This is a genomic window from Streptomyces sp. NPDC026538, from assembly GCF_055567535.1.
In genome coordinates, this window is the sequence record NZ_JBVHQG010000005.1 from 238,745 (window position 1) to 257,562 (window position 18,818).

20 protein-coding genes are annotated in these 18,818 nt (G+C 71.3%); 7 read left to right on the forward strand and 13 right to left on the reverse strand.

The window, feature by feature from the left end; genetic code table 11:
* The first annotated feature begins 5 nt into the window (after positions 1 to 5).
* Complete coding sequence (locus ACZ4N4_RS21550; protein ID WP_467591039.1) at positions 6 to 1,289, forward strand: thymidine phosphorylase; 1,284 nt, start codon at positions 6 to 8, stop codon at positions 1,287 to 1,289.
* Between the two features lie 23 nt (positions 1,290 to 1,312).
* Here the strand turns inward: ACZ4N4_RS21550 and ACZ4N4_RS21555 are convergent, their stop codons facing one another.
* Entirely contained in the window at positions 1,313 to 2,233 is a 921-nt protein-coding gene (locus ACZ4N4_RS21555; RefSeq protein ID WP_467591042.1) for an AEC family transporter, read from the reverse strand.
* A gap of 169 nt (positions 2,234 to 2,402) precedes the next feature.
* On the opposite strand from ACZ4N4_RS21555, the gene ACZ4N4_RS21560 reads away from it, so the two are divergent.
* Complete coding sequence (locus tag ACZ4N4_RS21560) at positions 2,403 to 2,774, forward strand: STAS domain-containing protein (RefSeq protein ID WP_467591045.1); 372 nt, start codon at positions 2,403 to 2,405, stop codon at positions 2,772 to 2,774.
* Here ACZ4N4_RS21560 and ACZ4N4_RS21565 read toward each other — a convergent pair.
* Together ACZ4N4_RS21565 and ACZ4N4_RS21570 are read right to left on the reverse strand one after the other, a co-directional pair.
* On the reverse strand, positions 2,658 to 3,671 hold the full coding sequence (locus tag ACZ4N4_RS21565) for a sigma-70 family RNA polymerase sigma factor (protein WP_467591047.1): 1,014 nt from the start codon (positions 3,669 to 3,671) through the stop codon (positions 2,658 to 2,660). The genes ACZ4N4_RS21560 and ACZ4N4_RS21565 overlap by 117 nt on opposite strands.
* Positions 3,672 to 3,924: 253 nt before the next feature.
* Complete coding sequence (locus tag ACZ4N4_RS21570; protein WP_467591050.1) at positions 3,925 to 5,202, reverse strand: MFS transporter; 1,278 nt, start codon at positions 5,200 to 5,202, stop codon at positions 3,925 to 3,927.
* Between the two features lie 62 nt (positions 5,203 to 5,264).
* Between ACZ4N4_RS21570 and ACZ4N4_RS21575 the strand changes: the two genes are divergently transcribed.
* On the forward strand, positions 5,265 to 6,218 hold the full coding sequence (locus ACZ4N4_RS21575; protein WP_467591053.1) for a LysR family transcriptional regulator: 954 nt from the start codon (positions 5,265 to 5,267) through the stop codon (positions 6,216 to 6,218).
* A gap of 98 nt (positions 6,219 to 6,316) precedes the next feature.
* Here ACZ4N4_RS21575 and ACZ4N4_RS21580 read toward each other — a convergent pair whose 3' ends face one another.
* Positions 6,317 to 7,081: a prolyl oligopeptidase family serine peptidase gene (locus ACZ4N4_RS21580; protein WP_467591056.1), complete on the reverse strand. Its 765-nt coding sequence runs from the start codon at positions 7,079 to 7,081 to the stop codon at positions 6,317 to 6,319.
* A 124-nt stretch (positions 7,082 to 7,205) separates the two neighbouring features.
* Here ACZ4N4_RS21580 and ACZ4N4_RS21585 point away from each other — a divergent pair, with 124 nt between their 5' ends.
* Complete coding sequence (locus ACZ4N4_RS21585; RefSeq protein WP_467591059.1) at positions 7,206 to 8,363, forward strand: adenosine deaminase; 1,158 nt, start codon at positions 7,206 to 7,208, stop codon at positions 8,361 to 8,363.
* 155 nt (positions 8,364 to 8,518) lie between these two features.
* Positions 8,519 to 8,875, forward strand: coding sequence for an ATP-binding protein (locus ACZ4N4_RS21590; protein WP_453568907.1), 357 nt, complete (start codon positions 8,519 to 8,521; stop codon positions 8,873 to 8,875).
* 82 nt (positions 8,876 to 8,957) lie between these two features.
* Here ACZ4N4_RS21590 and ACZ4N4_RS21595 read toward each other — a convergent pair whose 3' ends face one another.
* The 5 genes from ACZ4N4_RS21595 to afsQ1 all read right to left on the reverse strand — a co-directional run bounded on the left by ACZ4N4_RS21595 (position 8,958) and on the right by afsQ1 (position 12,859).
* A complete protein-coding gene (locus tag ACZ4N4_RS21595; protein WP_089099209.1) occupies positions 8,958 to 9,155 on the reverse strand; it encodes a PspC domain-containing protein in 198 nt (65 codons plus the stop codon).
* Positions 9,156 to 9,264: 109 nt separating this feature from the next.
* Entirely contained in the window at positions 9,265 to 9,816 is a 552-nt protein-coding gene (locus ACZ4N4_RS21600) for a VanZ family protein (protein ID WP_467591811.1), read from the reverse strand.
* Between the two features lie 201 nt (positions 9,817 to 10,017).
* The gene (locus ACZ4N4_RS21605; protein ID WP_467591062.1) at positions 10,018 to 10,620 is read right to left on the reverse strand and encodes a hypothetical protein; all 603 of its coding nucleotides are present in this window, start codon (positions 10,618 to 10,620) and stop codon (positions 10,018 to 10,020) included.
* Positions 10,620 to 12,185 carry an ATP-binding protein gene (locus ACZ4N4_RS21610; protein ID WP_453568901.1) on the reverse strand — a complete coding sequence of 522 codons (1,566 nt, stop codon included), beginning with the start codon at positions 12,183 to 12,185 and terminating at the stop codon, positions 10,620 to 10,622. Before ACZ4N4_RS21610 ends, ACZ4N4_RS21605 begins: the two co-directional genes overlap by 1 nt.
* The gene (gene afsQ1 / locus ACZ4N4_RS21615) at positions 12,182 to 12,859 is read right to left on the reverse strand and encodes a two-component system response regulator AfsQ1 (RefSeq protein ID WP_174855921.1); all 678 of its coding nucleotides are present in this window, start codon (positions 12,857 to 12,859) and stop codon (positions 12,182 to 12,184) included. The genes ACZ4N4_RS21610 and afsQ1 overlap by 4 nt, the downstream gene beginning before the upstream one ends.
* A 254-nt stretch (positions 12,860 to 13,113) precedes the next feature.
* On the opposite strand from afsQ1, the gene ACZ4N4_RS21620 reads away from it, so the two are divergent.
* Entirely contained in the window at positions 13,114 to 13,851 is a 738-nt protein-coding gene (locus ACZ4N4_RS21620; RefSeq protein ID WP_453568899.1) for a SigE family RNA polymerase sigma factor, read from the forward strand.
* 262 nt (positions 13,852 to 14,113) lie between these two features.
* On the opposite strand, the gene ACZ4N4_RS21625 is transcribed toward ACZ4N4_RS21620, so the two are convergent.
* Positions 14,114 to 14,758: a uridine kinase family protein gene (locus tag ACZ4N4_RS21625; RefSeq protein ID WP_467591067.1), complete on the reverse strand. Its 645-nt coding sequence runs from the start codon at positions 14,756 to 14,758 to the stop codon at positions 14,114 to 14,116.
* A gap of 127 nt (positions 14,759 to 14,885) precedes the next feature.
* Between ACZ4N4_RS21625 and ACZ4N4_RS21630 the strand changes: the two genes are divergently transcribed.
* Positions 14,886 to 15,293, forward strand: coding sequence for a hypothetical protein (locus ACZ4N4_RS21630; protein WP_453568895.1), 408 nt, complete (start codon positions 14,886 to 14,888; stop codon positions 15,291 to 15,293).
* A gap of 75 nt (positions 15,294 to 15,368) precedes the next feature.
* Here the strand turns inward: ACZ4N4_RS21630 and ACZ4N4_RS21635 are convergent, their stop codons facing one another.
* The 3 genes from ACZ4N4_RS21635 to deoC are packed head-to-tail and all read right to left on the reverse strand — an operon-like array spanning position 15,369 to position 18,692.
* The gene (locus ACZ4N4_RS21635) at positions 15,369 to 16,292 is read right to left on the reverse strand and encodes an aldehyde dehydrogenase family protein (protein WP_467591070.1); all 924 of its coding nucleotides are present in this window, start codon (positions 16,290 to 16,292) and stop codon (positions 15,369 to 15,371) included.
* Positions 16,282 to 17,721, reverse strand: a complete 1,440-nt coding sequence (locus ACZ4N4_RS21640) for an aldehyde dehydrogenase family protein (RefSeq protein WP_467591073.1) — start codon at positions 17,719 to 17,721, stop codon at positions 16,282 to 16,284. Before ACZ4N4_RS21640 ends, ACZ4N4_RS21635 begins: the two co-directional genes overlap by 11 nt.
* Positions 17,722 to 17,741: 20 nt before the next feature.
* Positions 17,742 to 18,692, reverse strand: coding sequence for a deoxyribose-phosphate aldolase (gene deoC / locus ACZ4N4_RS21645; protein ID WP_467591814.1), 951 nt, complete (start codon positions 18,690 to 18,692; stop codon positions 17,742 to 17,744).
* Between the last annotated feature and the right edge of the window lie 126 nt (positions 18,693 to 18,818).

Here is an 18,818-nt window from a genome sequence, read left to right on the forward strand (position 1 = left end):
ACGTCATGGCCATGGACGCCATCTCCGTCATCCGCACCAAGCGGGACCGCGGTGAGCTCAGCGACGAGCAGATCGACTGGGTCATCGACGCGTACACGCGCGGCGAGGTCGCCGACGAGCAGATGTCGTCGCTCGCGATGGCCATCCTCCTCAACGGCATGAACCGGCGCGAGATCGCCCGCTGGACGGCGGCGATGATCGCCTCCGGCGAGCGCATGGACTTCTCCTCCCTGTCCCGCCCGACCGCCGACAAGCACTCCACGGGCGGTGTGGGCGACAAGATCACCCTCCCGCTGGCCCCCCTCGTCGCGGCCTGCGGCGCGGCCGTCCCCCAGCTCTCCGGCCGGGGTCTCGGCCACACCGGCGGCACCCTGGACAAGCTGGAGTCGATCCCCGGCTGGCGCGCCCTGCTCTCCAACGAGGAGATGCTGTCGGTGCTGGACGGCACCGGCGCGGTGATCTGCGCGGCCGGCGACGGCCTGGCACCGGCGGACAAGAAGCTCTACGCGCTCCGCGACGTGACCGGCACGGTCGAGGCGATCCCGCTGATCGCCTCCTCGATCATGTCGAAGAAGATCGCCGAGGGCACCGGCTCGCTGGTCCTGGACGTGAAGGTCGGCACCGGTGCCTTCATGAAGACGATCGAGGACGCGCGTGAGCTGGCCTCCACCATGGTCGGCCTCGGTACCGACCACGGCGTGAAGACGGTCGCGCTCCTCACCGACATGTCCACCCCCCTGGGCCTCACGGCGGGCAACGCCCTGGAGGTCCGCGAGTCGGTCGAGGTCCTGGCCGGCGGAGGTCCTTCCGACGTCGTCGAACTGACCCTCGCCCTGGCCCGCGAGATGCTCGAGGCGGCCGGCCTGAAGGACGCCGACCCGGCCAAGGCGCTGGCCGACGGCTCGGCGATGGACGTCTGGCGCCGGATGATCGCGGCCCAGGGCGGCGACCCGGACGCGGTGCTCCCGGTGGCCAAGGAGCAGCACGTGATCAAGGCGCCGTCGTCCGGCGTCCTGACCCGACTCGACGCCTACGGCATCGGCGTCGCCGCCTGGCGCCTGGGCGCGGGCCGCGCCCGCAAGGAGGACCCGGTGCAGGCGGGCGCGGGCGTCGAGCTGCACGCCAAGCCCGGCGACACGGTCACGGCGGGCCAGCCCCTGCTGACCCTGCACACCGACACCCCGGAGCGCTTCGAGTACGCGCTCCAGTCGGTCGAGGGGTCCTACGACATCGCGGCCGCCGGCACGGAGTTCACGGCGTCGCCCGTCGTGCTGGAGCGCATCGCCTGACCGGCCCCGGGCGGCGGCCCCCGTCACCCCAGCAGCGCCGCCACCACGACCAGCACCGGTACCGACAGCACCGTGGACAGCAGGATCGAGTCACGGGCCAGTTCCTCGCCCACCCGGTAGGTGCTGGCGTAGGTGTAGAGGTTCTGGGCGGCCGGGAGGGCCGAGGTCACCGTCACGTCGAGGAGCGGGGCGCCGTGGAGGTCGAAGACCGCTGACGCCAGGGCCCAGGCGATCAGCGGCTGGCCCACCGACTTCAAAGCCACCGAGAGGAACACCGGGTGGCGGTCACGGCCCCTGCCGGGCGGGGTGCTGCCGTGCAGGGAGATGCCGAAGGCGAGCAGCACCGCCGGGACCGACATGTTGCCGATCAGGGTCAGGGGGTCCATCACCGGGCCGGGGAGGCGGATGCCGAGCCCCGAGACCAGGACCCCGGTGAGGGAGCCGACGGCTATCGGGTTGCGGAGCGGGGCGAGGAGCCGGCGCCACCAGGGGCCCTTCTCGCCCATGCCCGACAGGTCCAGGATCGTCAGGGCGACCGGGGTGAGGACGACCACCTGGAAGAGCAGGACCGGGGCCACCAGGGACGCGTCGCCCAGCACGTACACCGCGATCGGGATGCCGAGGTTGCCGGAGTTGACGTAACTGGAGCACAGCGCACCGATGGTGGTGCGTCCCACGCCCCAGTGCCGTACGGCACCCACCGCCACGAACGCGCCCGCCGCCGCTGCCGTGCTCAGGGCCGTCACCAGGAGTCGGCTGGAGAAGATCACCGCCAGGTCGGCCTTCGCGAGCGTGGTGAAGAGCAGGGCGGGGGAGGCGACATGGAAGGCGAGCTTGGTGAGCACCTCGCGGCCGTTGATCCCGAGGTGGCCGCCGCGGCCGAGGACGTATCCGACCCCGATGACGATCGCGATGACCGCGAAGCCGCTCAGCACCCCCTGCACGGGACCCCCTCGGGGCGCGGAAGGCCGTCGGGTATCCGTCGAGACGCTGATCTGTGGGGCATACACCCAACCCTCTGGTGCGGGTCAGGTGCAGGTCAACGTTACGATCCTTGTGATCTACGCGACGACGTGCGAAAACCCGGCACCCTACCGATGAGTTGTCGCGCCGGTGACGGTCTACCGGTTCGTGGATGCCATGCCCCCCGCCGTGCTCGTGCTGCCCGGCCCCGTCGCCAGGGACGCGGTGGCCGCGCTGTGCGCCGAGGTGCGGGCGCTGCTGGCCGGCGCCGCGGCCGGGATCGTCGTCTGCGATGTCGCCGGGATCGGGCCGCCCGGGCTCGCGGCCGTCGATGTGCTGGCCCGGCTGGAGCTGACCGCCCGCCGGGCCGGAGGGCGGATACGGCTGCGGGACCCCGACCCCGCTTTACGCTCCCTCCTCCGCCTCGTCGGCCTTCGCCTCCAGGTGGAGGGGGAGACCGAAGAGCGGGAACCAGCGCTTGGTGTCGAGGAAGAAGTGGAACCCGGTCAGTCGGCCGTCTGAGATCTCCAGGACCTGGACCGCCCAGGGGCTCCAGCCGCCGGTGTCCGGGTCGGGCTTGTACTGGGCGAACCCGGGCAGGCCGTTGACCTGGACCGGGAACAGCCGGGAGCCCTCGCAGGCGGAGCCGATGGTGGTCATGAAGCCGGCGATGTCCTCGTGGCCGACGAGCCACAGGTCGAACGGCGGCATCGTCATGATGGCGTCCTCGTGGAGGAGTGCCGTCAGCGCGGTCATGTCGTAGCCCTCGAAGGCCGCGACATAGCGCTCCAGGAGCTTCTGCTGCTCCTCGTCGAGCGGGTCGGAGACCTCGGCGGCGGCGCCCGACTGCTGCTGCTCGGCCAGTGTGGCCCGGGCCCGCTGCAGGGCGCTGTTGACCGAGGCGACGGTGGTGCCGAGCAGTTCGGCCACCTCGTTGGCCTTCCAGGCCAGCACCTCGCGCAGGATCAGCACCGCCCGCTGCTTGGGCGGCAGCTGTTGCAGCGCGGCCATGAAGGCGAGGCGGACGGACTCCTTGGCCACGGCCGCCTCCGCCGGGTCTTCCACGGTCGGCAGCACCCGCGCGTCCGGCACCGGCTCCAGCCAGGTGTTGTCGGGCCGGGGCGACAGTGCCGCCCGGGCGAGCGGGGTCGACTCGGAGAGGTCCATCGGGCGGGCCCGCTTGTTGCCCGCGGACAGCATGTCCAGGCAGACGTTGGTCGCGATCCGGTACAGCCACGACCGCAGACTGGAGCGGCCCTCGAACTTGTCGTAGCTCCGCCAGGCCCGCACCAGGGCGTCCTGCACGGCGTCCTCGGCCTCGAACGACGAGCCGAGCATCCGGTAGCAGTACCCGGTCAGCTCGGTCCGGTACTTCTCCAGTGCGACGTCCAGCTCCGCCGTCGCCGTGCTGTTGCTCATTTCCGTCCACCCACCCCTGTGGCCGTTCCTGCCCGCGCGCCGTTGCGCTCCAGCATCTGGAAGCTACCGCAGGGGACTGACAATGGCTCCCGGAGTGGGGAAACGTGCAGGTGAGATGGGGTGCGCCCAGGGACTCGAGTGATGCGGTCCGGGGGCGGGTGCGGCGCCGTCGTGGCTGGTCGCGCCCACGCGGCGGAGCCGCATTTCAGATGGGCCCCGCGCCCCTTTCGGGGCGTTCCGGTGCGGGCGCCGATCAGTGGGCGTTCGCCAGGACCTGCCTGCGCGCGGCCACCGAGCCGAGAACGGTGATCGTCACCACGCCCGCGATCGCCAGCAGGGCCACCCCCACCGTTCCCGGCCAGCCGCTCGCGTGGAAGGCCAGCGCGCCCACCGTGCTGCCCGCGCTGGAGCCGATGTAGTACGCGGACTGGTAGATGGCGGAGGCCTGGGCCCGCCCGTGGGTGGCCGTCTTGCTGACCGCCGAGGACGCGACCGCGTGGCCCGCGAAGAAGCCCGCGGTGATCAGGACGAGGCCCAGCAGGACCAGGGGGAGCGAGTCGGCCAGGGAGAGGAGGAGGCCGGCGGCCGTGGTGCCGCCGCCCAGGTAGAGGGCGCCTCGGCGGCCGAGCCGGCCGACCAGACGGCCCGCCGTGGAGGCCGAGACCGTACCGACCAGGTAGACGAGGAAGATCGAGCCGACGATTCCCTGGGGGAGCGAGAACGGCTCCTCGGTCAGGCGGTAGCCGATCACCGTGTAGACGCCGCCGAAGACGGTCATGAACAGCGCGCCGATCGCGTACAGGCGGCGCAGCAGCGGGTTGGCCAGATGGTCGCGGACCGTGCCGAGCAGCCGGCGCGGGTGCAGCGAGCCGGCCCTGAAGTGCCGCGGGGCGGGGAGGAGCAGCCGGAAGGCCACCGCGCAGCCGACCGCGATGACGCCTATGACGCCCAACGCGACCCGCCAGCCCCACTCCTGTGCGACCCAGCCGGTGATGACCCGGCCGCTCATCCCGCCGACACTGTTGCCCGCGACGAACAGGCCTATCGCCGTGACCAGGGCCCTGGGGCGGACCTCCTCGGCCAGGTAGGCCTGCGCCGAGGCCGGCAGCCCGGCCAGCGCGGCGCCCTGGATGCCGCGCAGCACCACCAGCACGCCCAGCGACGGCGCGAAGGGGACCAGCAGACCCACCGCCACCGCCACCGCCAGCGACGCGGTCATGACCGTACGGCGCCCGAAGCGCTCGGAGAGGGCGCTCATCGGGATGACGAACAGCGCCAGACCGCCGGTCGCCGCCGCCACGGTCCAGCTCGCGTCGCTCGCGCTCACCCCGAAGCCGTTCGAGATCAGCGGCAGCAGGGCCTGCGTGGAGTAGAGGAGGGCGAAGGTCGCGACACCGGCGAGGAAGAGGGCGAGGCTCATCCGGCGGTAGCCGGGGCCGCCCGGGGTCATCCGGGAGTCGGAGGTGTCGGAGGCGGGGAGGGTCGTTGCGGCGTCCATGGTGGTGGACGCCCCGGTACTGGCGGGAGACATACCTCGAACCTAGGGACCCCTATTTGATCCGTCCAATGCATGGAATCGCCATAATCGTTCCCATGCAGCATCAACAGAGGTCAGCGAAGCGCCTGTCACCGGACAGTGACACAGAAGACATGACGATGTTGCTGGCTCCGCGCCTCGCGTACTTCGCCGGCGTGGCCCGCACGGAGCATGTCACCCGGGCCGCACAGGAGCTCGGCGTCCCCCAGTCCACGCTCTCCCGCGCGATGGCCCGCCTGGAGCAGGACCTCGGCGTCGACCTCTTCACCCGCCACGGGCGCACCGTCTCCCTCACCCCGGCCGGACGCACCTTCCTCACCTCGGTCGAACGCGCCCTCGCCGAGGTCCGGCGCGCCGCCGACGAGGTACGCGCCGACGCCGACCCCGCGACGGGCAAGGTCGCCTTCGGGTTCCTGCACACGATGGGCGCGGAGACGGTCCCGGGGCTCCTCCATGCCTTCCGCGCCGACCACCCCCGGGTCCGCTTCAGCCTCGTCCAGAACTACGGCGAGGCGATGATCGAGAAGCTCCGGGCGGGCGAGCTGGACCTGTGCCTCACCTCCCCGGTGCCGGACGCCCCGGACCTGGTGGCCAGGCGCCTGGACGAACAGAAGCTCCGCCTGGTGGTGCCCGCGGACCATCCGCTGGCCGGCCGCAAGCGCATCCGCCTCGCCGAAGCGGCTGACGAGACGTTCGTGACCCTGGAGCCGGGCTACGGGCTGCGCCGCATCACCGACGACCTGTGCCAGGAGGCCGGCTTCCGGCCGCGGATCGCCTTCGAGGGGGAGGAGGCGGAGACCCTGCGGGGCCTGGTTGCGGCGGGGCTGGGAGTCGCGCTCCTGCCCCCACCCGCGTTTCCCCGCCCGGGAGTTGTGGAACTGACGGTCACGGCGCCAAGGGCGGCGAGGGAGATCGGCGTGGCGTGGCTGGACGGCCACCCGGACACCCCACCGGTGGTGGCCTTCAAGAAGTTCCTGCTGTCGAGAAGGGGCAACTTGCTTCCCACCTAGGGAATGGCGCCCGGCCAGGGGCGCGGGGCTGTATTGATATGCGGCTCCGCCGCATGGGCGCGACCGGCCCCGACACACCCGCACTCCGAACCCGGACGTCAGCCCTTACGAAGCGACCGCCCGAACCCCGCCGCGAGCGGCATCCGCAACCCGATGGGCGGCGGCGCGGCCAACGCGTCCTCCACCGGCCGCGACACCGCGTGTCCGTACAGCGCCCCCATCACGAAGTCCGAGGCGAGCGCGAGGACTTCGTCCCGGTGCTGATGCAACCCGTGCCCGTCCGAGTGCACCTCGAACCGGCACACCTCCCGGTTCGCCTTCTTGGCCCGCGCCGCCAGCCGGAACGACTGCTCCGGGTCGGTCCGTTCGTCGTTCGTGCCGTGCACGATCAGCACCCGGCGCCCCACCAGCTGCCGTACCGGTTCCTCGGGCGCCGCCACATCCGTCTCCGGCAGCCAAGGGGCGATGGAGACGACGGAGTTGACGGCCTCTTGGCCGCCCGCGCGCAGCGCGGCCCGGCCGCCCATGCCCAGCCCCAGCAGGCACACCGGGACATCACCGTACCGCCGCACCACCTCGTCGGCCGCCCAGCTCGCGTCCCCCGCGAGGTGCGCCTCGTTGCCGTTCCAGCCGCGATAGCGGTAATGGACGATGTGCGCGGCCAGTCCCTCGTCCCGGCCGTCCCTGGCGAGCCGGCGTCCGAGCGCGCGGACGAAGGGCGTCGCCCATACGAGGGATGGCTTGCGGGCGGAGACCTCCTCGCCGCCCGGGAGCAGCAGGACCGCTCCGCTCACCGTCGTCGGCTCCTGACCGACTGCTCTGCCCAGCCTGGCCGTTCGGACCGGCGTCGCTTGCTGTGCCATGACAGAACAGTGTCAGAAGAAGCGGTGTACGCGACCCGTCCGTGCGGTCACCGTTACGTATCGACGGGAAACGGAATATGCAGAGTACCGGGCGATCTACGCGCGTAGGAGTTACAGTGCGGAAATGACGAGCCAGAGCATCGCGAACACCCCGACGCCGGAGCAGATCCGCCGGGCACCGAAGGTTCTGCTGCACGACCATCTCGACGGCGGTCTGCGCCCCGGTACCGTCGCCGACCTCGCCCGGGAGACCGGGTACGCCGGCCTTCCCGAATCCGATCCGGACAAGCTCGGCGTCTGGTTCCGGGAGGCCGCCGACTCCGGCTCGCTGGAGCGGTACCTGGAGACCTTCTCGCACACCGTCGGGGTCATGCAGACCCGGGGCGCCCTGGTGCGGGTCGCGCGCGAGTGCGCGGAGGACCTCGCCGAGGACGGCGTCGTGTACGCCGAGGTGCGGTACGCACCCGAGCAGCACCTCGAAGGGGGCCTGTCCCTCGAAGAGGTCGTCGAGGCCGTCAACGAGGGCTTCCGGCAGGGCGAGGCGCTCGCCCGGGAGAACGGCCGCCGGATCCGGGTCGGCGCCCTGCTCACCGCCATGCGGCACGCGGCCCGCTCCCTGGAGATCGCCGAGCTCGCCAACCGCTACCGGGACCTGGGCGTCGTCGGCTTCGACATCGCAGGCGCCGAGGCCGGCTACCCGCCCACCCGGCATCTCGACGCGTTCGAGTACCTCAAGCGCGAGAACAACCACTTCACCATCCATGCCGGCGAGGCCTTCGGACTGCCGTCCATCTGGCAGGCCCTCCAGTGGTGCGGCGCCGACCGGCTCGGGCACGGCGTGCGGATCATCGACGACATCCAGGTCCACGAGGACGGCACGGTCAAGCTCGGCCGGCTCGCCTCGTACGTCCGTGACAAGCGGATCCCGCTGGAGCTGTGCCCCAGCTCCAACCTCCAGACCGGGGCCGCCGACTCCTACGCCGAGCACCCGATCGGGCTGCTGCGCCGGCTGCACTTCCGGGCCACCGTGAACACGGACAACCGGCTGATGTCGGGGACCAGCATGACCCGGGAATTCGAGCACCTTGTCGACGCATTCGGTTACACGCTCGACGACATGCAGTGGTTCTCCGTCAATGCGATGAAATCAGCGTTCATTCCTTTCGATGAACGACTCGCCATGATCAATGACGTCGTCAAGCCGGGTTATGCGGAGCTGAAATCCGAATGGCTGTTCCGGCAGACCGCCTCCACCAGCGGTTCTGCCGATCCGCAGGGCTGATCGGGAGCTCCGGCGGGGCTCGGAATGCGGACGGTCTCCCGCTGTCCGTCCGCATTCCGGTGTTTGCGGTGGGTGGTCCGGCATGTTTACGGTCGTGGACCGCTCAGCGCGTTATTCAAAGATCCCCGTCACCGTATTCCAAGGACGCATCAACGATGAAGCAGTCTGCTGCCAAGACCCTCGGTGTCGCCGCTCTCGGCGCCGCCTTCGCCGCCGTCGGCGCGGGCGCGGCCAATGCGGCCCCGGCCGTCCCGGACTCCTCGCAGGCCCTGGACACCGTCACCAAGACGCTGCCGGCCGAGAACGTCTCCAAGGCCCTGCCGGGGGCCGGTGAGGCTCTGGCGCAGGGGCGGACCGCCCTCGCCGCGGGTCTTGCCGCCGCCCAGCCGGCCGCCGAGCAGCTGCTCGCCGGTGGTGGCCCGACCAAGCCCGTCGCCGGCCTGCTCGGTGGACTGCCGGTCCAGGGCATGCCCACCCACGGTCTGCCGGTGAACGGGATTCCGATCGGCTGACCTCTCCCCAGCGGATCGGCAACGCCGCCGGGGCGCACCGGAATCGTCCGGTGCGCCCCGACGGCGTTGCCGTCCCCAGGTGTTACCAGGCGGTGGCCTTCTCCTCCGAGGGGAGGAGGATCCACAGCGCGATGTAGAGCAGGAACTGCGGTCCCGGCAGCAGGCAGGACAGCAGGAAGATCACCCGCATCGTGGTCGCGGAGGTGCCGAAGCGGCGGGCCAGCGCGGCGCACACTCCGCCGATCATGCGGCCATGGGTGGGGCGGGCGAGGCTGGACATCCGCGTCTCCTTCGTGAGTGTCCGGTGCTGGGCGACCGGTTCGAGGCGGCCCGTGCGGCCCCTCATCTGTCCTCCACGGTACGAAGACGAACCGGGTCGAAGCGTCGCTCTACGGGGCGATCCCGACCCTGGGAATCGTCGGGGTACGACCCTGAGCCGCGTCCTCCTGGGGGAGGGCCGCGGGCCGTCGCCGCGCACCCCGCCGGCGGAGCCGGGAGCGGGCCGCCGGCACCACCGCCAGATGCGCCAGGATCACACCGACCGTGTTCAGCAGGATCGAGTCGACGTCCACCACCCGCCCGGGCACCCCGGTCTGCAGCAGGGCTATGCCGAGCGAGATCAGGGCGCCGGTGGCGGCGGTACCGATCAGGGAGGCGAGCGGGGAGACGCGCAGCCGGCCGTGGACCAGCGGGAGCAGCACGCCCAGCGGGGCGAGCAGCGCGAGGCCCTCACCGATCCGGTGGGCCGCCTCGCGCGGGCCCAGCGCCAGGTCGGCGCGGATACCGGCGAACGGGTGCAGGTTGGCGGGCATCACCCACGGCACGTCCAGTGGCCGCAGCATCAGCCAGGCGACGAACGCGAGATGTGCGACAAGGAGGACACCCCCTGTCGCACGGACGCGGATCGCGGCGCTGCCGCCGATGGAGCCTTGACGCTGCACGCCCCCGTAGACGCGCCCGCGCACGCGAACGGTTCCGGATGCTAGGGGGTGAGGCTTTCGACACACGGTACGTGGAGCGCCCCGTCAGGAGCGCGGGGCTGTATCAATATGCGGCTCCGCCGCTTGGGCGCGATCAACCACACACCACCGGCACTCGCCCCCCAGCCTCGGGCGACACCCCATCAGGCGCCGAAACACCCCTCACCCGGAAGAAACCTCACTGGCCGGCGGCCGGTTCCCACTCGGAGAGTTCCGCACCGCGTCCGTGCACTCGTACCGCAGCAGCGACTCCCGCCCCGGCCCGCCGAGGATCACCGAACCGTCGCCCTCGGCCGCGGCCGAGTCGGAGAGCGTGCACACGATCTGGCCCAGCGCGTACGACGTCAGCTGGGCCGGGGACGTGCTCAGCCGCAGCGTGTCCTCGGGGTCCCCGGGCCGGGGCTTGACGACCGACATCCCGCCGCGCACGTACGTCGTGTAGCCCGCCGCCTTCTCGGCGGCCGTGGGCGTCTCCGCGAGCTGGTCGAGGAGCCCCTGCGCGACGATCACCCGCCGCTGCGCGTCCGCCGTGCCCTCCGGGACCCGCACCTCCCGGTCCACGGTCACCAGCGAGGAGCCGCACAGCAGGAACACCTGCACCGGCACCCCGCGCGCGGACTGCGCCGACAGATCCGGCTGGGTCATCGAACACGGCACCCGCGAGGGCGCCCCGCCGAAGTCGGTCGGCACCTCGGTGGCCCGGATCCCGCACCCGGAGAGCGCGAGCGCCAGCCCGGCGACGGCCAGGAGTCTTCGTCCCTGCATCAGGCGTCCTTCTCCCCGGCGTCCTGGCTCTCCGCGGTGAGCGTCGAGGCGTCCCGGGGCAGCCGCAGGGTGAACACCGCACCGCCCTCGGGAGAGTTGGCGGCGGTGATCGAGCCGCCGTGGATCCGGGCGTTCTCCGTCGCGATGGACAGACCCAGCCCGCTGCCCTCGGAACGCGGCCGGGAGGCGCTCGCCTTGTAGAACCGGTCGAAGACGTGCGGCAGGACGTCCTCGGGGATGCCCGGACCGTGGTCGCGTACGGCGATCACCAGGTCACCGCCTTCTTCCTGGTCCATGCGCACCGACACCCGCACCGGCGAACCGCCGTGCTTGAGCGCGTTGCCGATCAGGTTGGCGAGGATGACGTCGAGGCGGCGCGGGTCGAGGCGGGCGTGGATGCCGCGCTCGGCGTCCAGCTCCACCGCGTCCAGCCAGGCCCGGGCGTCGATGCAGGCGGTGATCTGGTCGGCGATGTCGACGTCGTCGAGGACCAGCCGGGCCGTACCTGCGTCGAAGCGGGTGACCTCCATCAGGTTCTCGACGAGGTCGTTGAGGCGGCGCGTCTCGCTGACGACCAGCCGGACCGCGGGCTCGATCATCGGGTCCATCGACCCCGACTCCGCCTCCAGCTCCTCCTCCAGGATCTCGGTCACGGCGGTGATCGCGGTGAGCGGCGTACGGAGTTCATGGCTCATGTCGGCGACGAAGCGGCGCGAGGCGTCGTCGCGCGCGGCCATGTCGTCGACCCGTTTCTCCAGCGCCTCGGCCGCGTCGTTGAACGTCCGTGAGAGATCGGCGAGTTCGTCCGTCCCCGACACCCGCAGCCGGGTGTCCAGCTTGCCCTCGCCGAGTCGCCGCGCGGCGACGCCCAGCCGGTGCACGGGCTTCAGCACGGTCGTGGCGGCGGCCTGCGCCAGCAACGCCGAGCCGATGAGCGCCAGCCCGGTGGCGATCCCCAGCGACCACGCCAGCGAGTTGAGGTCCTTCGCCTCCGGCTCCAGTGACTTCATCATGTAGCCGGACGGCCCGCCGCCGATCAGCCGGGTCCCGGCCACCAGGTACGGCGTGCCGTGGTCGACGACCCGCTGCCAGTACAGGTGGTACGCCGACTTGTTGGAGTCGGTCAGCTTCTGCTGCTTGTCGACGGCCGTGCGCAGCGACCGGGGCACGTCGTCGAGCGCGAACGCGCTCAGCCCGTCCGAACTGCCGTACACCGTCTTGCCGTCCGGGTCCTGGCCGACCAGTAACACGCTGAACCGCTGACTGCTGACGGCCATCTGCCCGGCCGTGCGCTGGAGTTCGTCCTGGGTGGGATGGACGGGCAGCGCTCCGGCCCGGTTCTGCATCTCCTGCTGGAAGTCGCGCAGCACCGCGTCCTGGGTACGGGTGAGCACGGCCTCGCGGTTGAGCCAGTACGCGATGCCGGAGGCGGACACGGCCGCGGTCAGCGCGACGAGCCCGAAGACCACGACGAGCCGCAGCCGCAGACTGGTGAAACGCAGCCTGGACACGGCTCCCTTGCGATCCGCGGCCCAGCCGCGGAAACCCCCTTGCCGGTCCGTCACTGAGGAGCGTCCAGGCGGTAGCCGACACCACGCACGGTACGGATCAGGGTCGGGGAGGAGGGCACGTCCTCCACCTTGGCGCGCAGCCGTTGCACACAGGCGTCCACGAGCCGGGAGTCACCGAGGTAGTCGTGCTCCCAGACCAGCCGCAGCAACTGCTGCCGGGACAGCGCCTGCCCGGGCCGCCGGCTCAGTTCGAGCAGCAGCCGCAGCTCGGTCGGCGTCAGCTGGAGGTCCTCGCCGTTCTTCGTCACGGTCATCGCGGACCGGTCGATGACGACATTGCCGTAGGTCGCCGAGTCGCTGGACTCCCGCTCCCCGCGGCGCAGCACGGCCCGGATCCGGGCGTCGAGCACCCGGCCCTGGACGGGTTTGACGACATAGTCGTCGGCCCCGGACTCCAGCCCGACCACCACGTCGATGTCGTCGCTGCGCGCGGTCAGCAGAATGATCGGCAACTGGTCCGTGCGCCGGATCCGCCGGCACACCTCGAACCCGTCGATGCCGGGCAGCATGACGTCGAGGACGATCAGATCGGGCCGCTGCTCACGCAACAGCTTCAGACCGTCCTCACCGGTCGCAGCGGTGGCCACCCGGTGCCCCTGGCGCGTCAGTGAGAGCTCCAGGGCCGTACGGATGGCGTCGTCGTCCTCGATCAGCAACAGGGAAGGCACGGGCTCATTCTGGCCCATGCGGGGCCTGTCGTACGACCTGTGCGACCGGTAGCCGCCTGCAAACCTCCCTAGCGCCACCATCTGTGCATCTTGTGTGGACTCTCTGTGCCGAACCCCTGTGACAGGTCTGTGACAGTCGGCGGATACGGCCGTGAAGGTGGCCCGGCAGAGTTCTCGGCACAGGCAAGCGAGCGGAACGAGGCGAGCGGCCTGAGCAAGCCGAACTACCGGAAGTCCACGACGGGGGGCGCGAGATGAACACGCTGATCGGTCACAGCACCAGCGCAGTGATCACGCGTCTGCACGATGTGCACCGGGGTTCCGAGAAGTCCGGTGCCGTGAGCGGGCGGGGGTGCGCTCGCGGCACCGGACGTCAGCACGCCGCCTACATGACGGTGGTCGACGGCTTCACGGGGGAGCCGCATGGGGGATCCGCGCACGGGGAGGACACGGGGGAGCAGCGCTCGCTGACCGAGGCGGAGTTCACCGCCTACGTCCAGGAACGCCGAGCCTCCCTGTACGCGACCGCCTACCACCTGACCGGTGACCGCTACGAGGCCGAGGACCTGCTGCAGAGCGCGCTGTTCTCGACGTACAAGGCGTGGGACCGGATCAGCGACAAGGCGGCCGTGGGCGGTTACCTGCGGCGGACGATGACCAACCTGCACATCAGCGCCTGGCGGCGCCGCAAGCTCAACGAGTACCCGACCGAGGAACTGCCGGAGACGCCCGGCGACACGGACGCGATGAGCGGCACCGAGCTGCGCGCGGTCCTGTGGCAGGCGCTGGCCCGGCTCCCCGAACTCCAGCGCACCATGCTGGTCCTGCGCTACTACGAGGGCCGCACGGACCCGGAGATCGCGGAGATCCTCGACATCAGTGTCGGCACGGTGAAGTCCAGCATCTGGCGGTCGCTCCGCCGGCTGCGCGAGGACGAGGTCCTCAGCTTCGGCCGTGACGAGGAGAGCGCCTTCGGGGAGCTTGTCGCCTGAAGGTAAGGGGATCCGGGGGGATCCCGACGGGGAGGGCCCGGGGGGACTCACGGGGGACGCGAGTCAGGGCCCATGGGGGAAGCGAGTCCGGGGGGACTCGCGGGGAAAGCACGGGGGAGCTCCGCCACGGGGGACACGGGGGTGTTCGGCGGAGCAACGGGGGAGCGGGACTGGAGGGCCGGGGGGTCCATCCAGTCCCGCGCCCTTTTGCGCGTGACCCGGCGCCACTCTCGCGGACGTGGTTGCTCGCCGCCGTGGTTCCTCAGTTGATGGGTGCGGTGGTCTTCGCTGTCCCGTGACGCCCGACGGCGGCCGCGGCCAGCCGGCCCAGCGCCTCGTCCCGGTCGCACGGGTGCGCGCCCAGCGACACCTGGCGGGCCACGATCGCCCGCTCCGCGCGCATCAGCCGCCAGCCCCGGCGCAGCAGGAACGGCACCGACTTGCGGCCCTCCTTGAGATCGCGCAGGAAGCGCCGCCGGAAGGTCCGCATCGGGCCCCGGTTCAGGCAGAGCGCGTCGGCCAGCAGCCCCAGCTCCCGGCAGCGCTCCACTATCTCGGCGGCGAAGATGCCCTCCGCGATGAACAGCGGGGTACGGCCGATGTGCAGCGGTTCCTCGCCGGTACGGGCGCTCAGCGCGATGTCGTACACCGGCACCGGCGCCGACCCCGTGGCGCAGAGCCGGGCGATGGCCTCGACCGCGACCTCCGCGTCCCAGGACTCCGGGTGGTCCCAGTCGATGTCCGAACTCCCCGCCACCAGCGGCAGAGTCGGGTCGTCGCCCTCCTTGTAGAAGTCGTCGAGGCGCAGGACGGGCAGCCCGGAACGGGCGGCGACGAGTGACTTGCCCGAGCCCGAGGGGCCGCACAGCAGCACCACACGGGCGGGGGACGGGAGATGAAGGCTCACGGAACACCAGTTTGACGCATGGGGGGCCTGCTGCCGACCCCGCGGGTCGGCTTTGGAGCGTGAGTCACACCTCAACTACCCTGAGTGTCAATCCGATCACCCTGAGCATCCGAAGGTGGCATCAGCAATGGCCCGAACCGCGTCCTCCCCGCATCCGACCGCTCAGCGCGCCCTGGTCGCACTCGCCACGGCGGGGGTCGCGCTCGGCGCGGGCGCCACGACGGCCGCCGCGGACACCCAGCACGTCATGGACCCCCTGGTGCGGACCTCGCCCACCTCGCTCGGTCACATCGACCCGAAGGCGGGCATGCAGGCGCTGGGGGCCGTACTGCCGTATGTCACGGGGCCGGTGACGGGGCTGAAGCCCAACCCGCTGGCGGGCACGGGTGTCGACCCGCTGGACAACGGGGTGGGCACGCAGGTGGCCGACTTCCAGCCGGTGTCGTCGAAGATGCTGACGGGTCCGGTGGCGCAGGCGTCGTCGGTCGGGGCGGTTCCGGTGCTGGGGCAGGCGCTGGGGAACGCGGGGAGTTGAGCGCCCCGTAAGGGGGCGTGGGGAACTGCGCGACCAGTCACGGCCGGCCCGCGGTTCCCCACGCACGGAGGCGAATCAGTAGGAGGACCCCGACGCGCCCAGCGCCCCCGTCGGGTGCCAGACCGTCTTCGTCTCCAGGAAGGCCGTGAGGCGCTCGGTTCCCGGGGTCACGGCGTAATCCACAGGCTGTGGACGCAGCACCCGCTTGAGGTTGTCGGCCGCCGCGATCTCCAGCTCCTTCGCCAGCGCCTCGTCCGCGCCCGCGAGGTCGATCGCGTTGACGTCCTGGTGGGCGGCGAGGGGCGCCGCGATCTCCGCCGTACGGCCGGAGAGGACGTTGACCACTCCGCCGGGGACGTCGGAGGTGGCGAGCACCTCGGCCAGGGAGAGCGCCGGGAGCGGCGCCTTCTCGCTGGCGACGACGACCGCCGTGTTGCCGGTCGCGATCACGGGCGCGAGCACGGACACCAGGCCCAGGAACGACGACTCCTGCGGGGCCAGGACGGCCACCACACCGGTCGGCTCGGGGGAGGAGAGGTTGAAGAACGGGCCCGCGACCGGGTTGCCGCCGCCGACCACCTGGGCGATCTTGTCGGTCCAGCCCGCGTACCAGACCCAGCGGTCGATGGTCGCGTCCACGACCGCGGCGGCCTTGGACCTGCCGAGGCCCTCCGCGTCCGCGACCTCGCGCGTGAACTGGTCCCGGCGGCCCTCCAGCATCTCCGCGACGCGGTAGAGGACCTGCCCCCGGTTGTAGGCGGTCGCCCCGGACCAGCCGCCGAACGCCTTGCGCGCGGCCACGACCGCGTCCCGGGCGTCCTTGCGGCTGGCAAGCGGTGCGTTGGCCAGCCAATTGCCCTTGCCCGCCGCGTCAGCGGCTTTCGGCTTCGTGGTCACCTCGTACACCCGGCCGCTCTCGCTGCGGGGGAACTTGCCCCCGACGTACAGCTTGTAGGTCTTGAAGACGCTCAGACGCTGCTGCTCGGACTTATCGGACATCGAGGTACGCCTCCAGACCGTGGCGGCCGCCCTCGCGGCCGAAGCCCGACTCCTTGTACCCGCCGAACGGCGAGGTGGGGTCGAACTTGTTGAACGTGTTGGACCAGATCACGCCCGCGCGCAGCTTGTTGGCGACGGCGAGGATCCGCGAGCCCTTCTCGGTCCAGATGCCGGCGGACAGGCCGTAGGGCGTGTTGTTGGCCTTCGCCACGGCCTCGTCGGGCGTGCGGAAGGTCAGGACCGACAGCACCGGGCCGAAGATCTCGTCGCGGGCGACGGTGTGCGCCTGGGTGACGTTCGTGAAGAGCGTCGGGGCGAACCAGTAGCCGGCGGAGGGGATCTCACAGGCCGGGGACCAGCGCTCGGCGCCCTCCGCCTCGCCCTGCTCGACGAGGGAGGTGATGCGCGCGAGCTGCTCCGCGGAGTTGATCGCGCCGATGTCGGTGTTCTTGTCCAGCGGATCGCCGAGGCGAAGGGTGGACAGGCGGCGCTTCAGGGAGTCGAGCAGCTCGTCGTGGATCGACTCCTGGACGAGGAGCCGGGAGCCCGCGCAGCAGACCTGGCCCTGGTTGAAGAAGATGCCGTTGACGATGCCCTCGACGGCCTGGTCGATGGGGGCGTCGTCGAAGACGATGTTCGCGCCCTTGCCGCCCAGTTCGAGGGTGAGCTTCTTGCGGCTGCCCGCGACCGTGCGCGCGATCTCCTTGCCGACGGCGGTGGAGCCGGTGAAGGCGACCTTGTTCACGTCGGGGTGGGCGACGAGCGCGGCGCCCGCGTCACCGTAGCCGGGGAGGATGTTGACGACGCCCCTGGGCAGGCCCGCCTGGCGGCAGATGTCCGCGAAGAAGAGCGCGGAGAGCGGGGTCGTCTCGGCGGGCTTGAGGACCACCGTGTTGCCGGTGGCGAGCGCCGGGGCGATCTTCCAGGCCAGCATCAGGAGCGGGAAGTTCCACGGAATGACCTGGCCGGCCACGCCGAGCGGCTGCGGGTTCGCGCCGTAGCCCGCGTGGTCGAGCTTGTCCGCCCAGCCCGCGTAGTAAAAGAAGTGCGCGGCGACCAGGGGGAGGTCGGCGTCGCGGGTCTCCTTGATGGGCTTGCCGTTGTCCAGCGTCTCCAGGACGGCCAGCTCACGGCTGCGCTCCTGGATGATCCGGGCGATCCGGAAGAGGTACTTGGCGCGCTCGGAACCCGGCAGCGCGGACCACTTCCCGAAGGCCTTGCGGGCGGCCTTGACGGCCCGGTCGACGTCCTCGGCACCGGCCCGGGCGACCTCGGAGAGGACCTCCTCGGTGCTGGGGCTGACGGTCTTGAAGACCTTGCCGTCGGCCGCGTCGGTGAACTCGCCGTCGATGAAGAGGCCGTAGGAGGGCGCGATGTCGACGACGGAGCGGGACTCGGGCGCCGGTGCGTACTCGAATGCGGTGGTCATCTTTTCCTTGGCCATGGTGATCAGTCCACCGTCACGTAGTCGGGGCCGGAGTAGCGGCCGGTGGCCAGCTTCTGACGCTGCATCAGCAGGTCGTTCAGGAGCGAGGAGGCGCCGAAGCGGAACCAGTGGTTGTCCAGCCAGTCCGCGCCCGCCGTCTCGTTCACCAGGACGAGGAACTTGATCGCGTCCTTGCTGGTCCGGATGCCGCCGGCGGGCTTGACGCCGACCTGGACGCCGGTCTGCGCGCGGAAGTCGCGCACGGCCTCCAGCATGAGGAGGGTGTTCGCGGGCGTCGCGTTCACCGCCACCTTGCCGGTGGACGTCTTGATGAAGTCGGCGCCGGCGAGCATGCCCAGCCAGGAGGCCCGGCGGATGTTGTCGTACGTCGACAGCTCGCCGGTCTCGAAGATGACCTTGAGCCGGGCGGCGCCCGAGGCCTCCTTCACGGCGACGATCTCCTCGTACACCTTGCCGTAGTTCCCCGCGAGGAACGCCCCGCGGTCGATGACCATGTCGATCTCGTCGGCACCCGCGGCCACGGCGTCCCGCACGTCGGCGAGCTTGACCGGCAGGGCCGCGCGGCCCGCCGGGAAGGCGGTGGCGACCGAGGCGACCTTGACGCCGGAGCCGGCGACGGCCTCCTTGGCGGTGGCCACCATGTCGGGATAGACACAGACGGCGGCCGTGGCGGGGGTCGTACGGTCCGTCGGGTCCGGGTGGACCGCCTTGGCGCCGAGCGCCCGGACCTTGCCCGGGGTGTCGGCGCCTTCCAGCGTCGTCAGGTCGACCATCGAGATGGCGAGGTCGATGGCGTACGCCTTCGCGGTGGTCTTGATGGAGCGGGTGCCGAGGGAGGCGGCACGCGCCTCCAGGCCGACCGCGTCGACGCCGGGCAGCCCGTGGAGGAAGCGGCGCAGCGTGCCGTCGGACGCGGTGACGTCAGCAGCTGCGTGGGGTGCGGTGGTGGGCATGGTCACCACCCGAGCATATCTACGCGCGTAGCGGCTGTACACCCCGGAGGAACGGTTCTTATCACTGGCGGCTGGGTGGGCGCCCCTGGAAGGGGCGCGGGTCGTATCGATACGCGGCTCCGCGTG

Excerpts from the sequence above, each read along its gene's own strand:
- ACZ4N4_RS21550 (WP_467591039.1), top strand. The coding sequence starts at position 6 with ATGGCCATGGACGCCATCTCCGTCATCCGCACCAAGCGGGACCGCGGT.
- ACZ4N4_RS21570 (WP_467591050.1), bottom strand. The coding sequence starts at position 5,202 with ATGTCTCCCGCCAGTACCGGGGCGTCCACCACCATGGACGCCGCAACG.
- ACZ4N4_RS21620 (WP_453568899.1), top strand. The coding sequence starts at position 13,114 with ATGAACACGCTGATCGGTCACAGCACCAGCGCAGTGATCACGCGTCTG.
- ACZ4N4_RS21580 (WP_467591056.1), bottom strand. The coding sequence starts at position 7,081 with ATGGCACAGCAAGCGACGCCGGTCCGAACGGCCAGGCTGGGCAGAGCA.
- ACZ4N4_RS21590 (WP_453568907.1), top strand. The coding sequence starts at position 8,519 with ATGAAGCAGTCTGCTGCCAAGACCCTCGGTGTCGCCGCTCTCGGCGCC.
- ACZ4N4_RS21640 (WP_467591073.1), bottom strand. The coding sequence starts at position 17,721 with ATGACCACCGCATTCGAGTACGCACCGGCGCCCGAGTCCCGCTCCGTC.
- deoC (WP_467591814.1), bottom strand. The coding sequence starts at position 18,692 with ATGCCCACCACCGCACCCCACGCAGCTGCTGACGTCACCGCGTCCGAC.
- ACZ4N4_RS21605 (WP_467591062.1), bottom strand. The coding sequence starts at position 10,620 with ATGCAGGGACGAAGACTCCTGGCCGTCGCCGGGCTGGCGCTCGCGCTC.
- ACZ4N4_RS21575 (WP_467591053.1), top strand. The coding sequence starts at position 5,265 with ATGCAGCATCAACAGAGGTCAGCGAAGCGCCTGTCACCGGACAGTGAC.
- ACZ4N4_RS21585 (WP_467591059.1), top strand. The coding sequence starts at position 7,206 with ATGACGAGCCAGAGCATCGCGAACACCCCGACGCCGGAGCAGATCCGC.
- ACZ4N4_RS21635 (WP_467591070.1), bottom strand. The coding sequence starts at position 16,292 with ATGTCCGATAAGTCCGAGCAGCAGCGTCTGAGCGTCTTCAAGACCTAC.
- ACZ4N4_RS21595 (WP_089099209.1), bottom strand. The coding sequence starts at position 9,155 with ATGTCCAGCCTCGCCCGCCCCACCCATGGCCGCATGATCGGCGGAGTG.
- ACZ4N4_RS21565 (WP_467591047.1), bottom strand. The coding sequence starts at position 3,671 with ATGAGCAACAGCACGGCGACGGCGGAGCTGGACGTCGCACTGGAGAAG.
- ACZ4N4_RS21630 (WP_453568895.1), top strand. The coding sequence starts at position 14,886 with ATGGCCCGAACCGCGTCCTCCCCGCATCCGACCGCTCAGCGCGCCCTG.